Raw genomic sequence first — 16691 nt, forward strand, 5'->3', positions numbered from 1 at the left:
CGGACAGCGACCCAAAGTAGAATTGGGTAACTGAACGGAGTTGTTTGTGGCACAGAGGAAGTCGCGTCAGTTCAGCCCGGAGTTCCGGGAAACGGCGGCACGTGAGGTGGTCGAGAAGTCTCGGCCGGTTGCCGATGTCGCGCGCGATTGCGGGGTGACCGATCAGACGATCCGGAACTGGGTGAAACAGTTCCAGCGCACGAACTCGGCAGCGGACACCGGTTTGTCGATGCCGGAACGCGCCCGGTTGAAGGAATTGGAGCGTCGGGTCCGGGAACTGGAAGAGGAGAACCGCTTCCTGGGAAAATCGGTGGCCTTCTTCGCGAAGAAGCACCGGTAACGGTCAAATACGCGTTCATCGCGTCCGAAGAAGGCAATCATTCCGTACGGCGATCCGGCGGTGGCCGACAAGCTTCCAGACCTGCAGGCCATCCAGAAAACGCTGAAGGACAATCCGGACGCCATGTTGCTGTTGATGGACACCCAATCCGGAAAGTTGGCACACGCTGCGGTTTCGGTCGGCAACCCCGATACCGCCGCCAACGTATCGGTCCACGCGCCGGGATTGAACGGCAACGTGCGCGACTCGCTCGGAAGTATGGTCAGCGAGAACAGAGCCGTGAAAACCCTGGCCGAGGACAGGCTCAGAAAGCTGGATCCCAGCGATCCGGACTATGGGCAGAAGCAAGGGCAAAAGGTGGTGCCCATCGCATGGATCGGGGCGGACTTGCCACAAGGCGATATCAACAAGATTAACGAGGATCTGGACGGTACGACGGCGACCGGATACAAGGACGTCTTCAACGACACGATGGCCAGGGCAGGCGCACCGAAACTCGCGTCGTTCTACGACGGTATGCGGGCCTCCCACGATGATTCATCTATGCATCTGACCGCAGTCGGGCATTCCTACGGATCGGTGATGACCGGGCTCGCGTTGCAGCAGTCCGGTCATCAACCCGTCGACGATCTCGTCGTCTATGGGTCGCCGGGATTGGATCTGCCGTACAAACACTGGTACTGGCCCGTGAGCGGCGACCAGCAGGTCTCGAATCTCAACGTACCCGATGGGCATCGATACGAAATGACCGGCGGAGACGACAAGATCGCCAACCTCCCCAGATTCGGCGACAACCCAAAAACCCTCCCCGGATTCACCCATCTGGAAACCGGACCCCACACCACACCCGATGGCGTACGCCGCGATGGGGCCTACCAGCATGCCGATTACCCGCGTACCACCGACGTCCAGGGCAAACCGCAACTTCGTACTTCCGGCTGGAACACCGCCATGATTGTGGCCGAATGAGGCGGTGAAGAAGTGAGGGCCCCCAACATCTCTCGGACGAGTATTGCGGCGGCCTTGACGGCCGCAGTTATCGCGACGACGACAGGATGCGACTCCTTGGACTCCGAGTACAAGAAGACTGGATCGGCCGAAACAGCCCAAGCCGAACAGGAACTCCGGTCCCGGCCCACCCTCGAGGACACTCGAGCGCGGCTCACTCAGGCGGTGGAAGACCTCGCCGCCTACGCGAGCTCACTGGTTCCTGGCATGACTTGGAAGTGGACTGATACTGACCGTCAACCTGCGGCATGCGGTGCCCCGTACGACCAGACGGCAGGCCGGGACCTCTACATGCCGAACTACATCACCCAAGGCGGCGACACCACGCACGGCGGCATTCCCGACGCCGTGTGGCCGCAGGTGCGTGAGAAGGCCCGCCAGCTCGCGGCCGATTTGGGTGCCACCGAGACTGACCCGCTACCGATCACCGAGAAACCTGGCGATCGTGACGCCCGCTTCTACGGGAACAATGGCACAGTGCTGTGGCTGAGCACTCGAGGCATCAGCAGCGAAACCGGTTGCCGATTGACCGCTGCCGACAAGACATCCACTAGCTCTGTCGCACCGACCACCGCGCAACCGAAATGACATCGACATCCAGTCAGCGCAACAGGAGTCCGATCAACAGGGTGGCGAATGTCTGTGAAACACAATGATTCCGATGCACTGGGCTTGAAGGTGCAGCGCGCCCAGCATGCCCTCGAGCAGATCCGGGGGGTGGGTGTCGTCAACGGTATCCGCGTGGTCGTGGATGCCGAGGATCGTCTGCTGTCGGTAACGGTGAGCGAGGAAGCCGTCATCATGGCCGCGTATCAGGCGGCGATGGAAGACAAGCGCCCCAAGGTCGATGAGGCACTGCGGGAGTTGCGAGCCGATACGACTTTCGAAGCGATATCGACCTACACGAACGCAAACTCGGCACTCCTGGAAGCCGAGCGCATCGAACGACAGCGCAAGCTGGACGAAGAGTTCGACGACGACTACGACCGCGGCTCAATCAAGGCGCCCGACTGGTAGCGGATGATCATCGGTACACGATGACAGGCGACGACACCACCGCGAAATCCCTTGGGTTCCACCCCAGCCCGCAAGCCCTCCCACTCGATTTGGTATTCGTGGGGCTGGGCAACACCAAGCACTCCGGTCAGACGGCCGGCTGAGAACCTCAGCGCTCCGACACCCGGCAAGTCGGCCGGGTGGGTGGGGGTGGGCCGTTCCCGGTGAATGAGTCCACCCTTTTTCAGAGTCCTGTTTGGCCTGGTGAGGGCCGAGGAATGACACTGATCCACATGGCAGGGCGTAAGCGGCACGCCGCCGAGGACATTGTGCGGAAACTACGGCGGGCAGACGAGCTGATCGCCGCCGGCAAGACCGGCGAGGAGATCGCCGCTGAGATCGGGATATCGCCTGCGACGCTGTACAACTGGCGCCGCCAGTACGGCGGCGTCGACACCGACGCCGCCAAGGAACTCAAAGAGCTGCGTGAGCAGAACGCGAGATTGAAGCGGCTGCTCGCTGACACGGAGCTGGAGAAAGACGCTCTGCGGGAGATCGCGAAGGGATCTCCTATATCCCGCCGGGTACGCCCTGAAACAACGGCTTCGTCGAGTCGTTCAACCGGCGCCTGCGGACCGAATGCCTGAACCGGAACCACTGGACCAGCCTGCTCGAGGCCCGGGTTGTGATCGGTGATTTCAAGGCCGACCACAACCTGCGGCATCGGCATTCGGCGCTGGGGTATCCCGCCCCGGCCGAGTACGCAGCCCGCTGCGGCCACACCCACCACCCGTGGCCTGCGACATCAACTGAAAGTGGATCGAATACAGCCCGGACTCAACGACCGGGTGGTCCCGTTATCGGGGACCGGTCACCGCCGCGTTTGATGCCGATCAGTTCTTACAGCGCCGCCACCAGAATCCCGGTGCCTGTGTGGAGGGCGACGCGGGGGCGTCTCTGCTCCCGGTCCGCCGTCGAGAAGGCTGTGCTGTCGCTCGATGCTGGTTCCTTCGCGTGCCTCTCACAGACCGCATCGGCCGCGCGCCACCGGCAACCGTGGAGATGGGCGCACAACCCCCTTCGTCGTGCGCGCATCTCGACGGGCCGGCGTGCTGCTCCAGCTGGTGCTGCACACCTACTCGTCGGACACCCCTACCGGATGCGCGATGAGCGAACTCGTGACGTCGGCGCTGTCGTCGCGAGTGCTTTCGCCCACTGCTGGTTCCTTCGAGGGCCTCTCACAGACCGCATCGGCCGGTAGAGCCTGTCGGTGCCGCCTCCTTGGGGCATGGAAGACGCTAACCGCGAAGCCCGGGACATTTCTGGCAAGTTTGTGGCGCATTTTGGCAAGGCGGGTCTGCTGGCGTGCTGATCGATCAGTCGAACCCAGCCACGAGCCCTTCTGATACGCGCAGCACACTCGACGCCGGTCCCGCTCGGCCCGAGCGGAGGCTGTCGTGTTGCGCTGCCTCGGCGGGAACGGCGCGTGCGATCGTTATGAGTCGCCGACGGTCATGATGTCGATCCGCGCGCGCGATCAGCTTGTGTCGCGGACAGAAATCGGGGGAATGCTGTTGTGCAGCAACACATTTTCCCGACTTCGGGTGCGGCTATCCGAGCAGCCGTTCGCGCATCTGCTGCGGGGTCGCCTCGAACTGACGCTGAAAGGCCGAGCTGAACCGGCGAACCGACGAATAGCCCGCCGCCTCGGCAATCCGGCCCATCTCGATGGCCCCAGGGTGAGACAGTCGCTGACACGCACGCTTCAGGCGGATCTCTCGCAGCAGCGCAGCGGGCGTGACACCGTCCGTTTTCGTCAGAGCGGTGTACAGCGTCCTCCTGGAGACTCCACACATCCGAGCAACCGCATCCGGCGTCAATTTGAGGTCGTCGGCGCGGCCTTCCATCATTTCCCGGGCTCGTGCGGCCACAGACGCATACCTCTCCGCCGGGAGCCCCTGGGTGCGGTCGAGCAGCCCATCGAGCAGGCAGAGCGTGCTGCGATATGCGATCCGGAAGTCCTGCGCGTTCCACGCCCTATGGTTGGCGTGGAGCTGATTGATCTGATTCACCAGCATCGGGACCAAAGGGCTGCCGGCATCCAGCGCGAGCGGGGCAGTATCGGCCAGGTCGCGATTGACCAAACGCCTTGGAACACTCATGATCAGCGATTCCAGTGGTTCATCCTGCCGCATGACCAATGGCAGGTCCCAGCGGATGAACGCGACCGTTCCCGGCCCGAAGATCTCGGCTCGGTCACCCTGCCCGAGCTTGAAGCCCCCACGTAACGGCACCATCAGACGATAACCGTCGTCGCCATCGCCCTTGGCATCGCGGGCGGTTCGACGGTAATGCACGGGGCCGGAAGAGAACCGCACGATTTGCAGGTCGCCGGCGGCCTGGGCAAGCGTCTTCCAATCGAAGTCGCCGCCGTCATCTCGCGCGTTGAAGCCCAGGCCGACACTCCCCTGCCGACGCAGCAGGTAGTCGTGCCAGTGCTCTCTCCGCTCCACCACAGTCTCGGACTCCGCCGGCGACTCCTCTTCCCACCCATAGTCCGAATTCACGGAGGTTATTCCTATTCCCCACCCCCAAAGCCTTCAACGTAGCAAGCAGCTGCGCGCTCCACCCCGCGGCATTGCCTTGGCCGACAGTATTTCAGAAGCAGGAATCCGAACCGCCACAGCGTGATCGATCTCCGCTTCGAGCTCAACGATCTCCGCGGCTGCCAGCTCCCAGGCCGCAATGACATCGTCCGGGTCGGCGCGTACTGCGGCGCTGCGGCTGTGGGCCGCGACGAGCCCGGCCGCACACCGGTGCAGCGTGACGGGGAAGTGGTACTCGTCGTCGCAATGCCGGCACTCGGCGAACGCCAGATACCGCGCATGCTCGGCCGGAAGCTCGCCACACCACAGGCTCTCACGTCCCAAGTACTTCGCTCTCCCCTCGAGCACTGCCCGGAACGTTGTAGTCCACCCAATCTGCAGCGGACCAGCTGACCGATGCGAGCCCAGCAGCGGCGGGCACCACGGAGTCGCTCGAATGTTGGTGACGCACAGGATACTTGCTCACTGCCGTGCCGAATGATCTCCTCGGAGGATCGGAGGTGGGGCGAAGGCATGGGTGCAGCGATGGAGGACTGTTGATGATCAGCTTCAAGTGACCACGCCGCACTGCCTGTGTACCTCGCCGGGCCCCACGGCGTGGCCGCCACCCAGGTGCCGCGACAACCGCGAAATGTCCCGCGACCCCACATCTCGCTTCGGCCGAATAGACCTTGTGGGAACGGTCATGCGCGCCACCGAATCTCGCAGCGCCATCACCCGCGGTCATGGGTATGATCTGGCGACATGCAGCCTACAGAGGATTCCGGCCCCGACATCCTCGACCGAATCCCGGTGCCGCTGTACGCACCCGAGTTCGCCGCCGACCCGCACACCTTCTACGCCGCGATGCGCGAGAAGTTCGGTTCCCTTGTGCCGGTGGAACTTTCGCCCGGCATCGCCGCCACCCTGGTGATCGGCTACCGCACCGCGGTCATGATCAACAATGATTCCGAGCGCTTCCCGGCCGATCCACGTATCTGGGAGCAGGACATTCCCGCCGACTGCCCGATCCTGCCCATGCTGCAATACCGGCCCAACGCGTTGCGCAGCGCGGGCCAGGAGCACGCGCGGTATCGCAAGGCCAGCGTCGACAGCATCGACGCGATCAACCTGTACCAGATCAACAGCGTGATCGAAGAGATCATGATCCCCCAGATCAATACGTTCTGCGCCGACGGCCAGGCCGACCTGATCAGCCAGTACGCCTTCCCGGTCACCTTCGCCTATCTCAATGCCATGGTCGGGTGCCCGGCCGATATCGGTCAGCAGGTCGCGCAAGGCATGGCGATGATGTTCGAGGGCAACTCGGCCGAGGAGGGCAACGCGCTGTTCGTGACCGCGCTCGGCGACCTGGTGAGCCTCAAAAGGCAGGAGCCGGGCGATGACGTCACCACCCGGCTCCTGGTCCACGCAGCGGATCTGACCGATGACGAGCTGGTGCACCAGCTGGTGACGATCTACGGCGCCGGCATCGAGCCGCTGACCAACCTGATCGCCAATACGCTGCTGCTGATGCTCACCGACGAACGGTTCTCCGGACTGGCGGCGCTGACCACGCGGGATGCGTTGAACGAGTTGCTGTTCACCGACCCGCCGCTCGCGAACTTCGGGATCACCTACCCGTCCCGGCCAATGATGGTCGACAAGGCGTGGCTGCCCGCGAATCAGCCGGTGGTCACCAGCATGGCGGCCTGCAACAACGACCCCGACATCGTGGGCCGCTACACCGGCAACAACGCGCATCTCGCCTGGGGCACCGGGCCGCATGCGTGCCCGGCCCAGGATGTCGCGTTCTCGGTCGCGCAGAACGCCATCGATCAGCTCTTCGACCGGCTGCCCGAACTCCGGCTGGCCTGCCCGGCCGACGAACTCGACTGGCGGCCAGGGCCTTTTCATCGATCGCTGGCGAGCCTGCCGGTGGTTTTCCCGCCCGTCCGCTACCCATTCTGACCGAGCCGCTCGGGATGCCGCACTGCGTGGCATCCCGAGCGGCTCTCAGCCGTGTGCGGCGTCAGCCGAGCCGCAACGCGTTCGCGCACTGCTCGATGTAGCTGTCCGAGTCGTACACCGTGCGCAAGGACCCGGTTTCCAGCTCGAAGGCCGCGACCAGCTCGCCAAGGTGCGGGGCCAGCATCTCGTGCAGCTGGATACGCATGTCCCGCAACGGCTCTCGCGTCTTGGGCAACGGGCCGTCGGGAAGCAGGTCCGCACCGTGCGCCAGGCACTGACGTACCGCGAAGAGAGTGATCAGGTTCTCCATCACCCGCCGCGAATCGGACGGCAGCTCGGCGGCACGCTCGGCCAGCCGCACCGCGGCACGATGCGCGGTGTGCGCGTCGGCGGCGGCCAGCGCCAGGTCATAGACGCTGTCCCAGCGGGCTTGCCGATCGCCGGTGGTGTTCGCGTACGCCTCGAGCGTGCGGTGCTGCAGGAACAGCGCGCGGGCGCCCATCCACTTCACCCAGCTGTCGGGGGTGTCGAGATCGCAGGGCTCTAGCTCGTCCCAGCCGTCTTGGGTCCACTCGTCGGGCCCGAACAGCCGGCGGTAACCCGCCAGCAGGGCGATCACGTAGCTGTCGCCCTCGGCGGTGGCCGCGGCATCGCGCAGGGCCCGATACTCCATGATCTTGTTGTGGGCGAATACACCCTGGGCGCCGAGCCGATCGCGGACCTCGCCACACACCCGCATCGCGGTGGAGGTGGCGAAGTACTTGGTCAGTGACACCAGGTCTGTCAGCGCCGGACCCTGCTCGTCGTCTCCGGCGTCGATGACGGCGGCGAAGCCGTCGACCGCGATCTCCACCGCCGACGTGGCGAGATAGGTATCGACCACCGCCTCCAGCAGCGGCGCGTAGTGCGCCGGCACCTGCAGCAGCGGGATACGCCCGCCCGCCATGCTCGCGATGTCGCGCTGCGCGGACTGCCGTACGGCGATCGACACCGCGGCCCGCGACACCGCCGCGGCCATGCCGGAAATGCACAGGCGACCCACGCGCACCCGGCTGATGGCACGCCACACCTGGTTGTCGCGCGGGATCGGCGAGACCAGCTCGCCGTTGTCGTCGATGCGGGTTCCGGTGTGCGACAACAGGCATTCGCGCGACACCCGGACATTGTCGAAGCGGGTCATGGCGTTATCCATGCCCAGCCCCGGCTTGTCGGGCATGCGGCGGATGGTGAGACCGGGTCGCACCTGTCCGTCGGCATCGCACATCCACACCAGGAACGGGTACACGCCGTGCGCAGTGTCGCCGACGATCAACCGCGCGAACACGATTCCGAATCGCGCTATGCCCGCGACCGGCGGCGCGGCGGTCGTCGGCATGAACTTGATCGCCGCATCGGTCGGCGTGTTCAGCACGAAGCCACCACCGTCGGCGGGGTCGTACACCGCGGTCGTCTCGAGATTGTTCAGGTCGCTGCCGTGGCCGACCTCGGTGAGCACATAGGCACCGACCGCACGACCCGCCAGCAGCTCCGTCAGCGCGGTGTCCACTTCGCCGGTGCGCGAATGCTGTTCGAGCAGGGTGCCCAGCACCAGGTTCACCTGCACGGTCAGCAGGGCCCCCAGGTGGGGATCGACGACCGTGGACTGCTCGTGCAGGGTCAGGCACTCGCGCAGATCCGACACCGTCTCCACCGCCGACAGGTTCGGCAGCAGTCGCAGGTACCGCTCGTAGGCGCGGGCGCCGGGGTCCTTGGTGGCAGCCCACCAATCCTGGTCGAACCCTTCCTCGCCGAACAGGCTGTTGTACCGCTGCGCAGCGGCGCGCCGGCCGCCGAACAACAAGTCCGCGTAACTGTCCACATTGCTGTGAGAGACCATGACTCTGCCTTCTCTTCCACTCATTACCGATTCCAAGGGACTTGTCGTGCGTCACTTGGCATTACGCATGGACAGGAAGCCGGGGTGTCCGGCTATCGAGACCAGCGGAAGCTGTCAGTTCATTGGGAATCAGCGGCCCGATGAAGCGACCTGCCGAGAGTTCAACCCATCGCCCACCTTCGGGCGCCATCGCCTGTCGACCGACCATCGAGGAAAGTCGTCCGCGCCATCACCCCATGCTGCGACCCCGAAGGAGCCACAGTGTTGCGGTAGGGCGAACGAGACACGAAACAGATTGTGACACAAAGTTCTTCAACTCGAGTTGTCTAAGGTCGGGACCATCGGTCGACTCACCCTCGGCACCGAGTCCGATCAGGCCGCTGACCACCGGTTGCACGTCGACGCGCTCCGCGGGATGGGCCACATCCGCCGGCAGCAGCGGTCGATGTTGCTTGACAAGGAACCGGAGCTGTTCGCCACCAAGCGGATTGCACGGCTTCGGCTGGTGGTCCGCCAGGTGGGCCGGACCGCCCGGCCCGGCGCCTGGCGCAGGCCGGTCGACAACTGTCCCGAAGCGTCGGCGAGCTGCCCCCTGGGCCGGCTGGGTCGCGCCCTGAGCGGCCTCGCCCAGACCGTTGCCGAGCCGGGCCGAGGCCGACGAGCACCGGCTCACGTATTCGCGGCTGATGGAGGCGGTAACCTCCCGCTGCGCCTCGTCCACGATCGACGTTCCGATCAACGGCGACCGCGTCGAGACCCGGACGCCCGTCCCTTCCGCCACAGTCGAATTCGGGTGGCGCGGGCGATGAGAGTTCATGTGCGAGGTTCCTTACCAGCCTCGCGTTCACGGCGAGTTCTGGCTGAATGCAGAGACGTGAATCACTCCACGTGGCCATACGGTCGGCCATGACCGTACGCCCGCTCGATGTCCGCACTCCGATCTCGGCGCGGCCGCCGGCGGGGGAGGGCGTTGCCCCGTCGAACCGGCGATCACCCCCCGCCTGTACGGGGTGAGGCCGACCTGCCGCGACAGATAGCACATCGCAGCGGAACATGTTGCGCCACAATAGCTTTCACAAAAGCTATTCCGACACAAAGAGATCCGAATATCAGCTCACACACAAATCGATAAACAGTGAGGAACCACAACAGAACTCGCATCGAAACGCGGATCGAATATTCGACCGCATATTCAACCATTCGTACAGCTAGGGTTCGATCGCTTGACCAGCCGGGCTATTTCGATCAATCGACCAATAACGACTCGCCGGAGAAATGCCGCCGCACCCTTGTTTGTTCACTTGCCAAACATCCACCGGCTTCGAAGCATTGGGCTCGGCGCCACGGGTTGCCCCCAGGATTTCCCGGACCTGGCAGTGCCAGGTTTGGTTATCCTTCAGGAGGATTCGTGTTCAGGAAGCGCATTGTGCCCGCACTTCTCGCGGCCGCAGCTTTCATCGGTGTGACATCGGCGGCGGTTGTCACCTCGCCCACCGCGCAGGCGGTGGCGACGGTGCCGGCGTTCGATCACATCGTGTTGGTGATGTTCGAGAACCACGCTTATTCGCAGATCAACGGCAGTTCCAGCGCGCCGTACTTCAACAGCCTGGCCGGCCAGGGTGCGAAGTTCACCCAGTCCTTCGGTGTCACGCACCCGAGTGAGCCCAACTACCTGGCGATGTTCTCCGGCTCGACCCAGGGCATCACCGACGACAGCTGCCCGCACACGTTCAGCGGCAACAACATTGCCAACCAGCTGATCACCGGTGGCAAGACCTTCACGAGCTACTCGGAGGCGATGCCCTCGGACGGCTACACCGGCTGCACGAGCGGCACGTACGCGCGCAAGCACAATGCCGCGCCGTTCTTCAGCAATGTGCCGGCGACCACCAACCTGCGGTTCAGCCAGTTCCCGAGCTCGGCCAATTACGCGAGCCTGCCCGCTGTCTCGTATGTGGCACCCGACCTGTGCAACGACATGCACGACTGCTCGATCAGCACGGGCGACACCTGGCTGAAGAACAACATGGACGCGTACGCCCAGTGGGCCAAGACGCACAACAGCCTGCTCATCGTCACCTTCGACGAGGACAACGGCAGTTCGTCCAACCACATCTTCACCACGTTCGTGGGGGCGCACACCCAGATCGGCAGCTTCTCGAACCAGATCAACCACTACAACGTCCTGAGCACCATCGAAAGCTCCTACGGGTTGTCCCATCTGAACCCCGCCACCGAGATCACCAACGTGTGGAACTGACCTCTTCGCGGTCGACCACACCTGATCGGTAGCTGGGATCAACCCGCTCGCGGACATGTCGACGGCGTGTCCGCGAGCGGTTCGCACAACTCACGAAGGCGGCCCACCCGTGTACCTGTCCACGATCGACCATCCGCACGCCGGCGACGACGCCCCGAAACCGTTCCGAAGGTCCACGTTCTTCCTGTTGAGCGCCAATGTGTTCGCGCTCGGCGCGGTCAGTCTGGTCACCGACATCTCCTCGGAGATGATGACCGCGGTGCTGCCGGTGTACCTGGTCGTCGGACTGCATCTGAGCCCCGCGGTCTACGGCGTCGTCGATGGCGGATACACCGGCGCGACCGCGCTGCTGCGGCTGGTCGGCGGGTATGTCGCCGACTCGACGCGCCGGCGCAAACTGATCGCCGGACTGGGCTACGGGTTGTCGGCGGTGGCCAAACTCGGGCTGCTGGCCGCGGGCAGCGCCGTCGGCGCGATCGGCGCGGTGATCGCGATCGACCGCACCGGCAAGGGCCTGCGCACCGCGCCGCGGGACGCGCTGATCACCCTGTCCACGCCGCCGCGGCTGTACGGCCGCGCGTTCGGTGTGCACCGGACGATGGACACGATCGGGGCGTTCATCGGGCCACTGGTCGCGCTCGGCATTCTGGCCGCGACCGCGCAGGCGTACGACGCGGTGTTCGTGGCCAGTTTCTGCATCGCCGCGTTCGGCGTGCTCGTCCTGGTGCTGTTCGTCCGGGATCACCGCGACGAACAGCCGGCCGAGGGCGCGGTGTCGTCCTCGGCGCTGGGCGGTCTGATCGCGATGGCGCCGGTGCGGCGGCTGGTGGCCGCCGCGTGTCTGGCCGGGATGGTGACCATCGGCGACGGCTTCGTCTATCTCCTGCTGCAACACCGGGAACACCTCAGCGTCAACTGGTTCCCGCTGCTGGCCGTCGGCACGAACCTGTCCTATCTGCTGCTCGCGACGCCGCTGGGCCTGCTCGCGGACCGGATCGGCCGGTTGAAGGTGGTGCTCGGGGGCTACACCGCGCTCGTCCTGGTGTATCTGCTGTTGTTCGGGCCGTTCGGCGGCACCGCTCTCCTCCTGGTGGTGCTCGCCCTCTACGGCCTGTTCTACGCGGCCACCGACGGCGTCCTCATGGCCCTGGCCGGGCCGGTCCTCCCAGAGTCCTCGCGCACCACGGGAATCGCGCTGATCCAGACCGGGCAGGCGCTGTCCTATCTGGTGTCCTCGGTGCTGTTCGGGCTGGCCTGGGCGGCGTGGGGTCCGGCGAGCGCGAGCCGGGTCGCGGCGATTCTGGTCGCGGTGGCCGTGCTCGCGCTCGGCTTCCTGCTGCGCGGCATCCCGGCCACGAACGCCGACGCTTCCGGCACCGGCGAGTTCGCCGAGGAGCACGCGTGAACCGGCGAATACTGCTCGCAGTACTCGGATTCGTCATGCTGACCGCGATCGCGGTCGGCTACTGCGTGTTCGTGGTGACCCGCACGCCATCGGCTGTCTCCGCGACCGACACGTTGAGTCTCACGGGCGGGCCGCGAATTCTGTTCCGCAGCACCGCATCCGACAGCAACGGCCACCTGGCGACGGTGGCCACCGACGATCCGGGCGGTCCGCGCACGGTATCCGCGCTCAGCTGCCTGCGGGTCTACGCGGCGGGCAACACCGGCGTCTGCCTGCGGCAGGACGGCGGGCTCGCCACCTTCCAGGCCGCCATCCTGGACAGCAACCTCGAGGTGCGGCGGGAGATCCCGCTGGTCGGCGTGCCGAACCGCACTCGGGTGTCCGGGGACGGGCGGCTGGTGGCCTGGACGGTGTTCGTGGCGGGCGACTCGTACAACAACGGCCGGTTCTCGACCCGCGCGGGACTGGTCGACATCGACACCGGGGACATGATCGACTCGCTGGAATTCCTCCCGGTGACCCTGGACGGCCATCCCAACACCGCGGCCGACCTCAATTTCTGGGGCATCACCTTCGCCGCCGACGACAACACCTTCTACGCCACGATGGCCACCGGCGGACACCGGTACCTCGTGCAGGGTGACATCGCGGCGAAGAGCATTCGCACCGTCACGCAGAACGTGGAGTGCCCATCGCTGTCCCCGGACGGCCTGCGCATCGCCTTCAAATCGGCGATCGACGGCGACCCCGCGAAGGGCTGGCGGCTGTCCGTGCTGGATCTGGCCTCGGGCGTGCGCACCCCGCTGGCCGAAACCCGCAGCGTGGACGACCAGCCGGCCTGGCTGGATGCCAACACCATCGGTTATGCCCTCGCGCAGGGCGCCGACTCGGACATCTGGGCCGTCCCAGCGGATGGTTCAGGCAGTGCACGGCTGCTCATCCCGCATGCCGAGTCCCCGGCGGCCCTCGGCTGACCGGAATACGAAATCCCGACAAGCAGAACTCGTTTCGGAAAAGAAGAACGCTTCCTGATGCAGCACTTGGATGAAAACGAACCCGGCCGAGACAATTCGACCGAGACCCTCGACCCTCACCAGAAATCACCACGGCTCACGGTCGGCGACCTGCCCCGGCACCTCCCCCGCGCCGGGGCTGTCGCCGCACTGATCGCCCTGGTCATCGGAGGGTCCGTGCTGGCCACCGATTCGAAGCGAACCGACCGGGCGAGCAGCGTGCTGGCGTCGTCGGATGTCACCGAGACGTCGAACGGGTCGGATACGGCCACCGAGGTCGGGGCGATCAGCGACGTCGCCAGCATCTCGGACACCCCGGACGATGGAACCGTTCCAGACGACACCAGCGTGGCGGACACCCCGGGCGACGCGGACTCCCCGAGCACCGACACGCCCACCAGCGAGTCGACCGTGACCACCACGAGCGATCCGACCACGACGACGACCGATACCACGACCGCGTCGTCCGGCCCGTCCTTCAGCGCGAGTGTGAGTGCGAGCCTGGGTATTTCGGTGCAGATCGACCCGCCGACGGATTCAGGCCAGACCGCGCAGGTCGTCGTGAGCCCCAGCCGGGACCCGGCCACGACAACCACCGTTCCGGTGACCGTCACTCCCTCCAGCAGCACGACTCTCCCGGCGAGCATCACGCCGACCGACACAATAACGACGACGACCATCGTCCCGATAACCACGACGCCTGTCGTTACGACGACGCCATCGACCGTCGTCCCCACCACAACGACCGTCGTCCTCACGACAACGGCGGTGGTGCCGACGACAACACCGGCCGTGCCGAGCACGACAACACCCGGCGTCCCGACCACGACACCGTCCGTCAAGCCGACGACGACATCGCCCCGGCGCACTCCGTCGACACCCGCAACCACCAAGACGACCGACCGGAAGCCGGCAACGTCCCGGCCGACGAGCGCGCACCCCCCGACCACGACTTCCCGTCGGCCGGCGCCGGCGGCCGCGCCCAAGCCCACGACGCCCGTGCCCGTCCCGGCCAAATAGTCCCGATGGGAAGACTCACTGCGACAACGTATTCCGAGGGCCGATGACGAAGCCTCAGCCATCCGGCACGCGCGGTCGACGCGTGCCGGCCGCACGCCCGGCGCTACTGGTGGCCGCGGTCGCGGCCATTCTCGCGGGATGCGGTGACGCATCCGAGGGAACGCTGGATCCGCCGCCCCGTGCAGGTGAGCAGATCCCGGCGATTCGCCTCGACGCGGCCGGGCAGCCGCTCGACCAGCTTCGTGACTGGGCGCGAGCGCGGTCCACGGAGTTCGGAATTCCCGTGCGCGCCATACAGGCCTATGGTTACGCGACGGTGGCCATGTCGAAGGCGCAGCCCGGATGCCATCTCGGGTGGGTGACCCTGGCCGGAATCGCCCGCGTGGAAAGCGATCACGCCCGATTCGGCGGCGCCACCATAGCCGCCGATGGTGCGGTGCGCCCACCGATCCGCGGCATCGCGTTGGACGGTACCGGCGGCAACGCCCGGATCGTCGACCCCGGCGCGACGTCCCGGACCGGGCAGGCGGTATATGCCCGCGCGATGGGTCCGTTCCAGTTCATCCCCGACACCTGGCGACGCTGGGGTGTACGCGCGAGCACGGACTACAACACGCTCGCCGGCACCCTGACGACCGGCAAACAGGCTGCCACCAGCGATCTTTCGGGTAGCCCGGACAATATCGACGATGCGGCCCTGGCCGCCGGCCGGTATCTGTGCGCGGCGGGCGGCGACCTGGCCACCGCCGCTGGCTGGCGGCAGGCCATCCTGGCCTACAACCACTCCGGCGTGTACGTCAACCAGGTGCGGAACGCGGCGCTCGGCTACCGGAAGGGCGGGGCGTGACAAAGTGACGCAAGGCTTTCCGGCCACCCGCCCCTGGTCAGACCGGGAGGCCCGCCACGAGCAGGTCGATGGCCGCCAGGCATTCGTCGGCAACAGGATCTGCCCCGCAGCGGCGCGGTCCACGATGTGGAACAGCACCCCGCCGACGGCCGCGACGATCACGGAGCCGAGCATGCCGTCGAGGCCTCCCGCCGGAGACCTTCGTCACCGGGCCGCCCGGCCCGGAGCGCCCGGGGCCGGGCCGGGTGCGTGGGTGTCCGGGCCCGTGCCGTCGATCACGATGGGCGCGTCGGGACCGAAGGCCATGCCGAATTGGGGGCGGCCGTCCTTGCCGAAATACATGGGCTGGACGCGGACGCTGCGGCCGGCCCAGCCGGTGCCGGGTTCGAGGCGGGCGTGGTAGGTGATCCACGGGCGGCCGTCGATGCTGAAGAATCCGTTGTGGCCGGGCGCGATCGCGCCCGGGCCGCCGGGCAGCACCGGGCCGCCGGATTTGGTCCAGGCTTCGGGGTTCATGGGGTCGCCGCCGCGCGCGAGTTCGAGGAGGCCGAGCCGGTATGTGTCGTCGAAACTGGCATTGGCGGAGAACGTCGCGAACAGGCGGCCGTCGGGTCCGATCAGGGGTTGCGGCGCCTCGTTGATCAGGAGATCCGCGTCGTTGGGGACGGTTTCCCAGGCCGCGGTGGGGGTGGCGATGCTGACCCGGTCGCCGGTCGGGGTCATGGGATCCGACATGCGGACCACGCAAATGTCTTGTACACGTGTGTCATCGGGGTCGCGCAGGCAGGACCAGAAGAAGTAGCCGGCGCCCGCGTACTGCTGATAGGTGCCGTCGATGGCCCAGCCGCCGGGCAGGTCCAGGGGCCCGAGATAGTCGTAGGGACCGGTCGGATCGTCACCGGTGGACCGCAGGGCGTACATGCGATGGGTCTCGTTGCGATCGTCCTCCTGCCCCGCGAAGTAGATCCACCACCGGTCGCCGATGTGCACGAGTTCCGGAGCCCAGATCTTGGTGCAGGCCGGGGCGGGGCAGTCGGGGTGCTCCCACACCACCGTCGGCTCGCTGTCCTCCAGTCCCCCGAGCGTGTCCGAACTACGGATCACGATGTTGTCGTTGTTGTAGAAATCCCCCTGTACCAGGTGAAATCGCCCCTGGAAGTAGGTCATGCTGGGGTCGGCCCCCGCCGCGAGCACCGGATTGGTGAATTCCTCGCTATGCGCCCCGCTCGCCGAAGCCCTCGGAAACCCGCCTGCCGCGACCATCGCCCCAATGCCCACGGTCAGCACGCCGACCAGCCGGATCGTTCTTCGCCAACCCACCAGCACCACCTCCAGCAAACGTCGAGAATTCAGTGTCGACGCCGCTCCGG

General features: G+C 66.0%; 17 protein-coding genes. 11 read left to right on the forward strand and 6 right to left on the reverse strand.

Features of this window, described 5'->3' with window-relative positions; all coding sequences use genetic code 11:
* Window positions 1–46 precede the first annotated feature (46 nt).
* From ON33_RS19020 to ON33_RS44685, 6 genes are all read left to right on the forward strand, one after another.
* Complete coding sequence (locus ON33_RS19020; RefSeq protein WP_040860250.1) at window positions 47–340, forward strand: transposase; 294 nt, start codon at window positions 47–49, stop codon at window positions 338–340.
* A gap of 60 nt (window positions 341–400) precedes the next feature.
* Entirely contained in the window at window positions 401–1309 is a 909-nt protein-coding gene (locus tag ON33_RS19025) for an alpha/beta hydrolase (RefSeq protein WP_051152452.1), read from the forward strand.
* A 96-nt stretch (window positions 1310–1405) separates the two neighbouring features.
* Entirely contained in the window at window positions 1406–1936 is a 531-nt protein-coding gene (locus tag ON33_RS39085; protein WP_157184598.1) for an LppA family lipoprotein, read from the forward strand.
* A gap of 54 nt (window positions 1937–1990) precedes the next feature.
* On the forward strand, window positions 1991–2365 hold the full coding sequence (locus ON33_RS19035; RefSeq protein WP_157184599.1) for a hypothetical protein: 375 nt from the start codon (window positions 1991–1993) through the stop codon (window positions 2363–2365).
* A 272-nt stretch (window positions 2366–2637) separates the two neighbouring features.
* Window positions 2638–2991, forward strand: a complete 354-nt coding sequence (locus ON33_RS44680; RefSeq protein ID WP_444543760.1) for a transposase — start codon at window positions 2638–2640, stop codon at window positions 2989–2991.
* On the forward strand, window positions 2988–3605 hold the full coding sequence (locus ON33_RS44685) for a hypothetical protein (RefSeq protein WP_444543762.1): 618 nt from the start codon (window positions 2988–2990) through the stop codon (window positions 3603–3605). Before ON33_RS44680 ends, ON33_RS44685 begins: the two co-directional genes overlap by 4 nt.
* A gap of 349 nt (window positions 3606–3954) precedes the next feature.
* On the opposite strand, the gene ON33_RS19045 is transcribed toward ON33_RS44685, so the two are convergent.
* Together ON33_RS19045 and ON33_RS19050 are read right to left on the reverse strand one after the other, a co-directional pair.
* Window positions 3955–4911, reverse strand: coding sequence for an AraC family transcriptional regulator (locus ON33_RS19045; RefSeq protein WP_040860251.1), 957 nt, complete (start codon window positions 4909–4911; stop codon window positions 3955–3957).
* 33 nt (window positions 4912–4944) lie between these two features.
* Window positions 4945–5274, reverse strand: a complete 330-nt coding sequence (locus ON33_RS19050; protein WP_157184600.1) for a hypothetical protein — start codon at window positions 5272–5274, stop codon at window positions 4945–4947.
* Window positions 5275–5694: 420 nt separating this feature from the next.
* Between ON33_RS19050 and ON33_RS19055 the strand changes: the two genes are divergently transcribed.
* Window positions 5695–6900, forward strand: coding sequence for a cytochrome P450 family protein (locus ON33_RS19055; RefSeq protein WP_051152455.1), 1206 nt, complete (start codon window positions 5695–5697; stop codon window positions 6898–6900).
* A 61-nt stretch (window positions 6901–6961) separates the two neighbouring features.
* Here ON33_RS19055 and ON33_RS19060 read toward each other — a convergent pair whose 3' ends face one another.
* Both ON33_RS19060 and ON33_RS19065 read right to left on the reverse strand, forming a co-directional pair.
* Window positions 6962–8776 (reverse strand): acyl-CoA dehydrogenase family protein, encoded by a 1815-nt coding sequence (locus ON33_RS19060; RefSeq protein ID WP_040860253.1) that lies wholly within the window; start codon window positions 8774–8776, stop codon window positions 6962–6964.
* 229 nt (window positions 8777–9005) lie between these two features.
* Complete coding sequence (locus ON33_RS19065) at window positions 9006–9593, reverse strand: hypothetical protein (RefSeq protein WP_157184601.1); 588 nt, start codon at window positions 9591–9593, stop codon at window positions 9006–9008.
* A gap of 591 nt (window positions 9594–10184) precedes the next feature.
* Here ON33_RS19065 and ON33_RS19070 point away from each other — a divergent pair.
* From ON33_RS19070 to ON33_RS19080, 3 genes are all read left to right on the forward strand, one after another.
* Window positions 10185–11036: an alkaline phosphatase family protein gene (locus ON33_RS19070; protein WP_040860255.1), complete on the forward strand. Its 852-nt coding sequence runs from the start codon at window positions 10185–10187 to the stop codon at window positions 11034–11036.
* A gap of 109 nt (window positions 11037–11145) precedes the next feature.
* Window positions 11146–12441 carry an MFS transporter gene (locus ON33_RS19075; protein WP_245550583.1) on the forward strand — a complete coding sequence of 432 codons (1296 nt, stop codon included), beginning with the start codon at window positions 11146–11148 and terminating at the stop codon, window positions 12439–12441.
* Window positions 12438–13415, forward strand: coding sequence for a TolB family protein (locus ON33_RS19080; RefSeq protein ID WP_040860256.1), 978 nt, complete (start codon window positions 12438–12440; stop codon window positions 13413–13415). Before ON33_RS19075 ends, ON33_RS19080 begins: the two co-directional genes overlap by 4 nt.
* Before the next feature lie 116 nt (window positions 13416–13531).
* Here ON33_RS19080 and ON33_RS19085 read toward each other — a convergent pair whose 3' ends face one another.
* Complete coding sequence (locus ON33_RS19085; protein ID WP_157184602.1) at window positions 13532–14440, reverse strand: hypothetical protein; 909 nt, start codon at window positions 14438–14440, stop codon at window positions 13532–13534.
* Between the two features lie 116 nt (window positions 14441–14556).
* On the opposite strand from ON33_RS19085, the gene ON33_RS19090 reads away from it, so the two are divergent.
* A complete protein-coding gene (locus ON33_RS19090) occupies window positions 14557–15321 on the forward strand; it encodes a lysozyme family protein (RefSeq protein ID WP_051152456.1) in 765 nt (254 codons plus the stop codon).
* A 204-nt stretch (window positions 15322–15525) separates the two neighbouring features.
* On the opposite strand, the gene ON33_RS38350 is transcribed toward ON33_RS19090, so the two are convergent.
* Window positions 15526–16641 (reverse strand): glycoside hydrolase family 43 protein, encoded by a 1116-nt coding sequence (locus tag ON33_RS38350; protein ID WP_157184603.1) that lies wholly within the window; start codon window positions 16639–16641, stop codon window positions 15526–15528.
* Window positions 16642–16691: the final 50 nt, after the last annotated feature.

It is taken from the genome of Nocardia niigatensis NBRC 100131, assembly GCF_000308655.1.
Taxonomy (GTDB): Bacteria; Actinomycetota; Actinomycetes; order Mycobacteriales; family Mycobacteriaceae; genus Nocardia; species Nocardia niigatensis.

Excerpts from the sequence above, each read along its gene's own strand:
- ON33_RS44680 (WP_444543760.1), top strand. The coding sequence starts at position 2,638 with ATGGCAGGGCGTAAGCGGCACGCCGCCGAGGACATTGTGCGGAAACTA.
- ON33_RS19055 (WP_051152455.1), top strand. The coding sequence starts at position 5,695 with ATGCAGCCTACAGAGGATTCCGGCCCCGACATCCTCGACCGAATCCCG.
- ON33_RS19060 (WP_040860253.1), bottom strand. The coding sequence starts at position 8,776 with ATGGTCTCTCACAGCAATGTGGACAGTTACGCGGACTTGTTGTTCGGC.
- ON33_RS19065 (WP_157184601.1), bottom strand. The coding sequence starts at position 9,593 with ATGAACTCTCATCGCCCGCGCCACCCGAATTCGACTGTGGCGGAAGGG.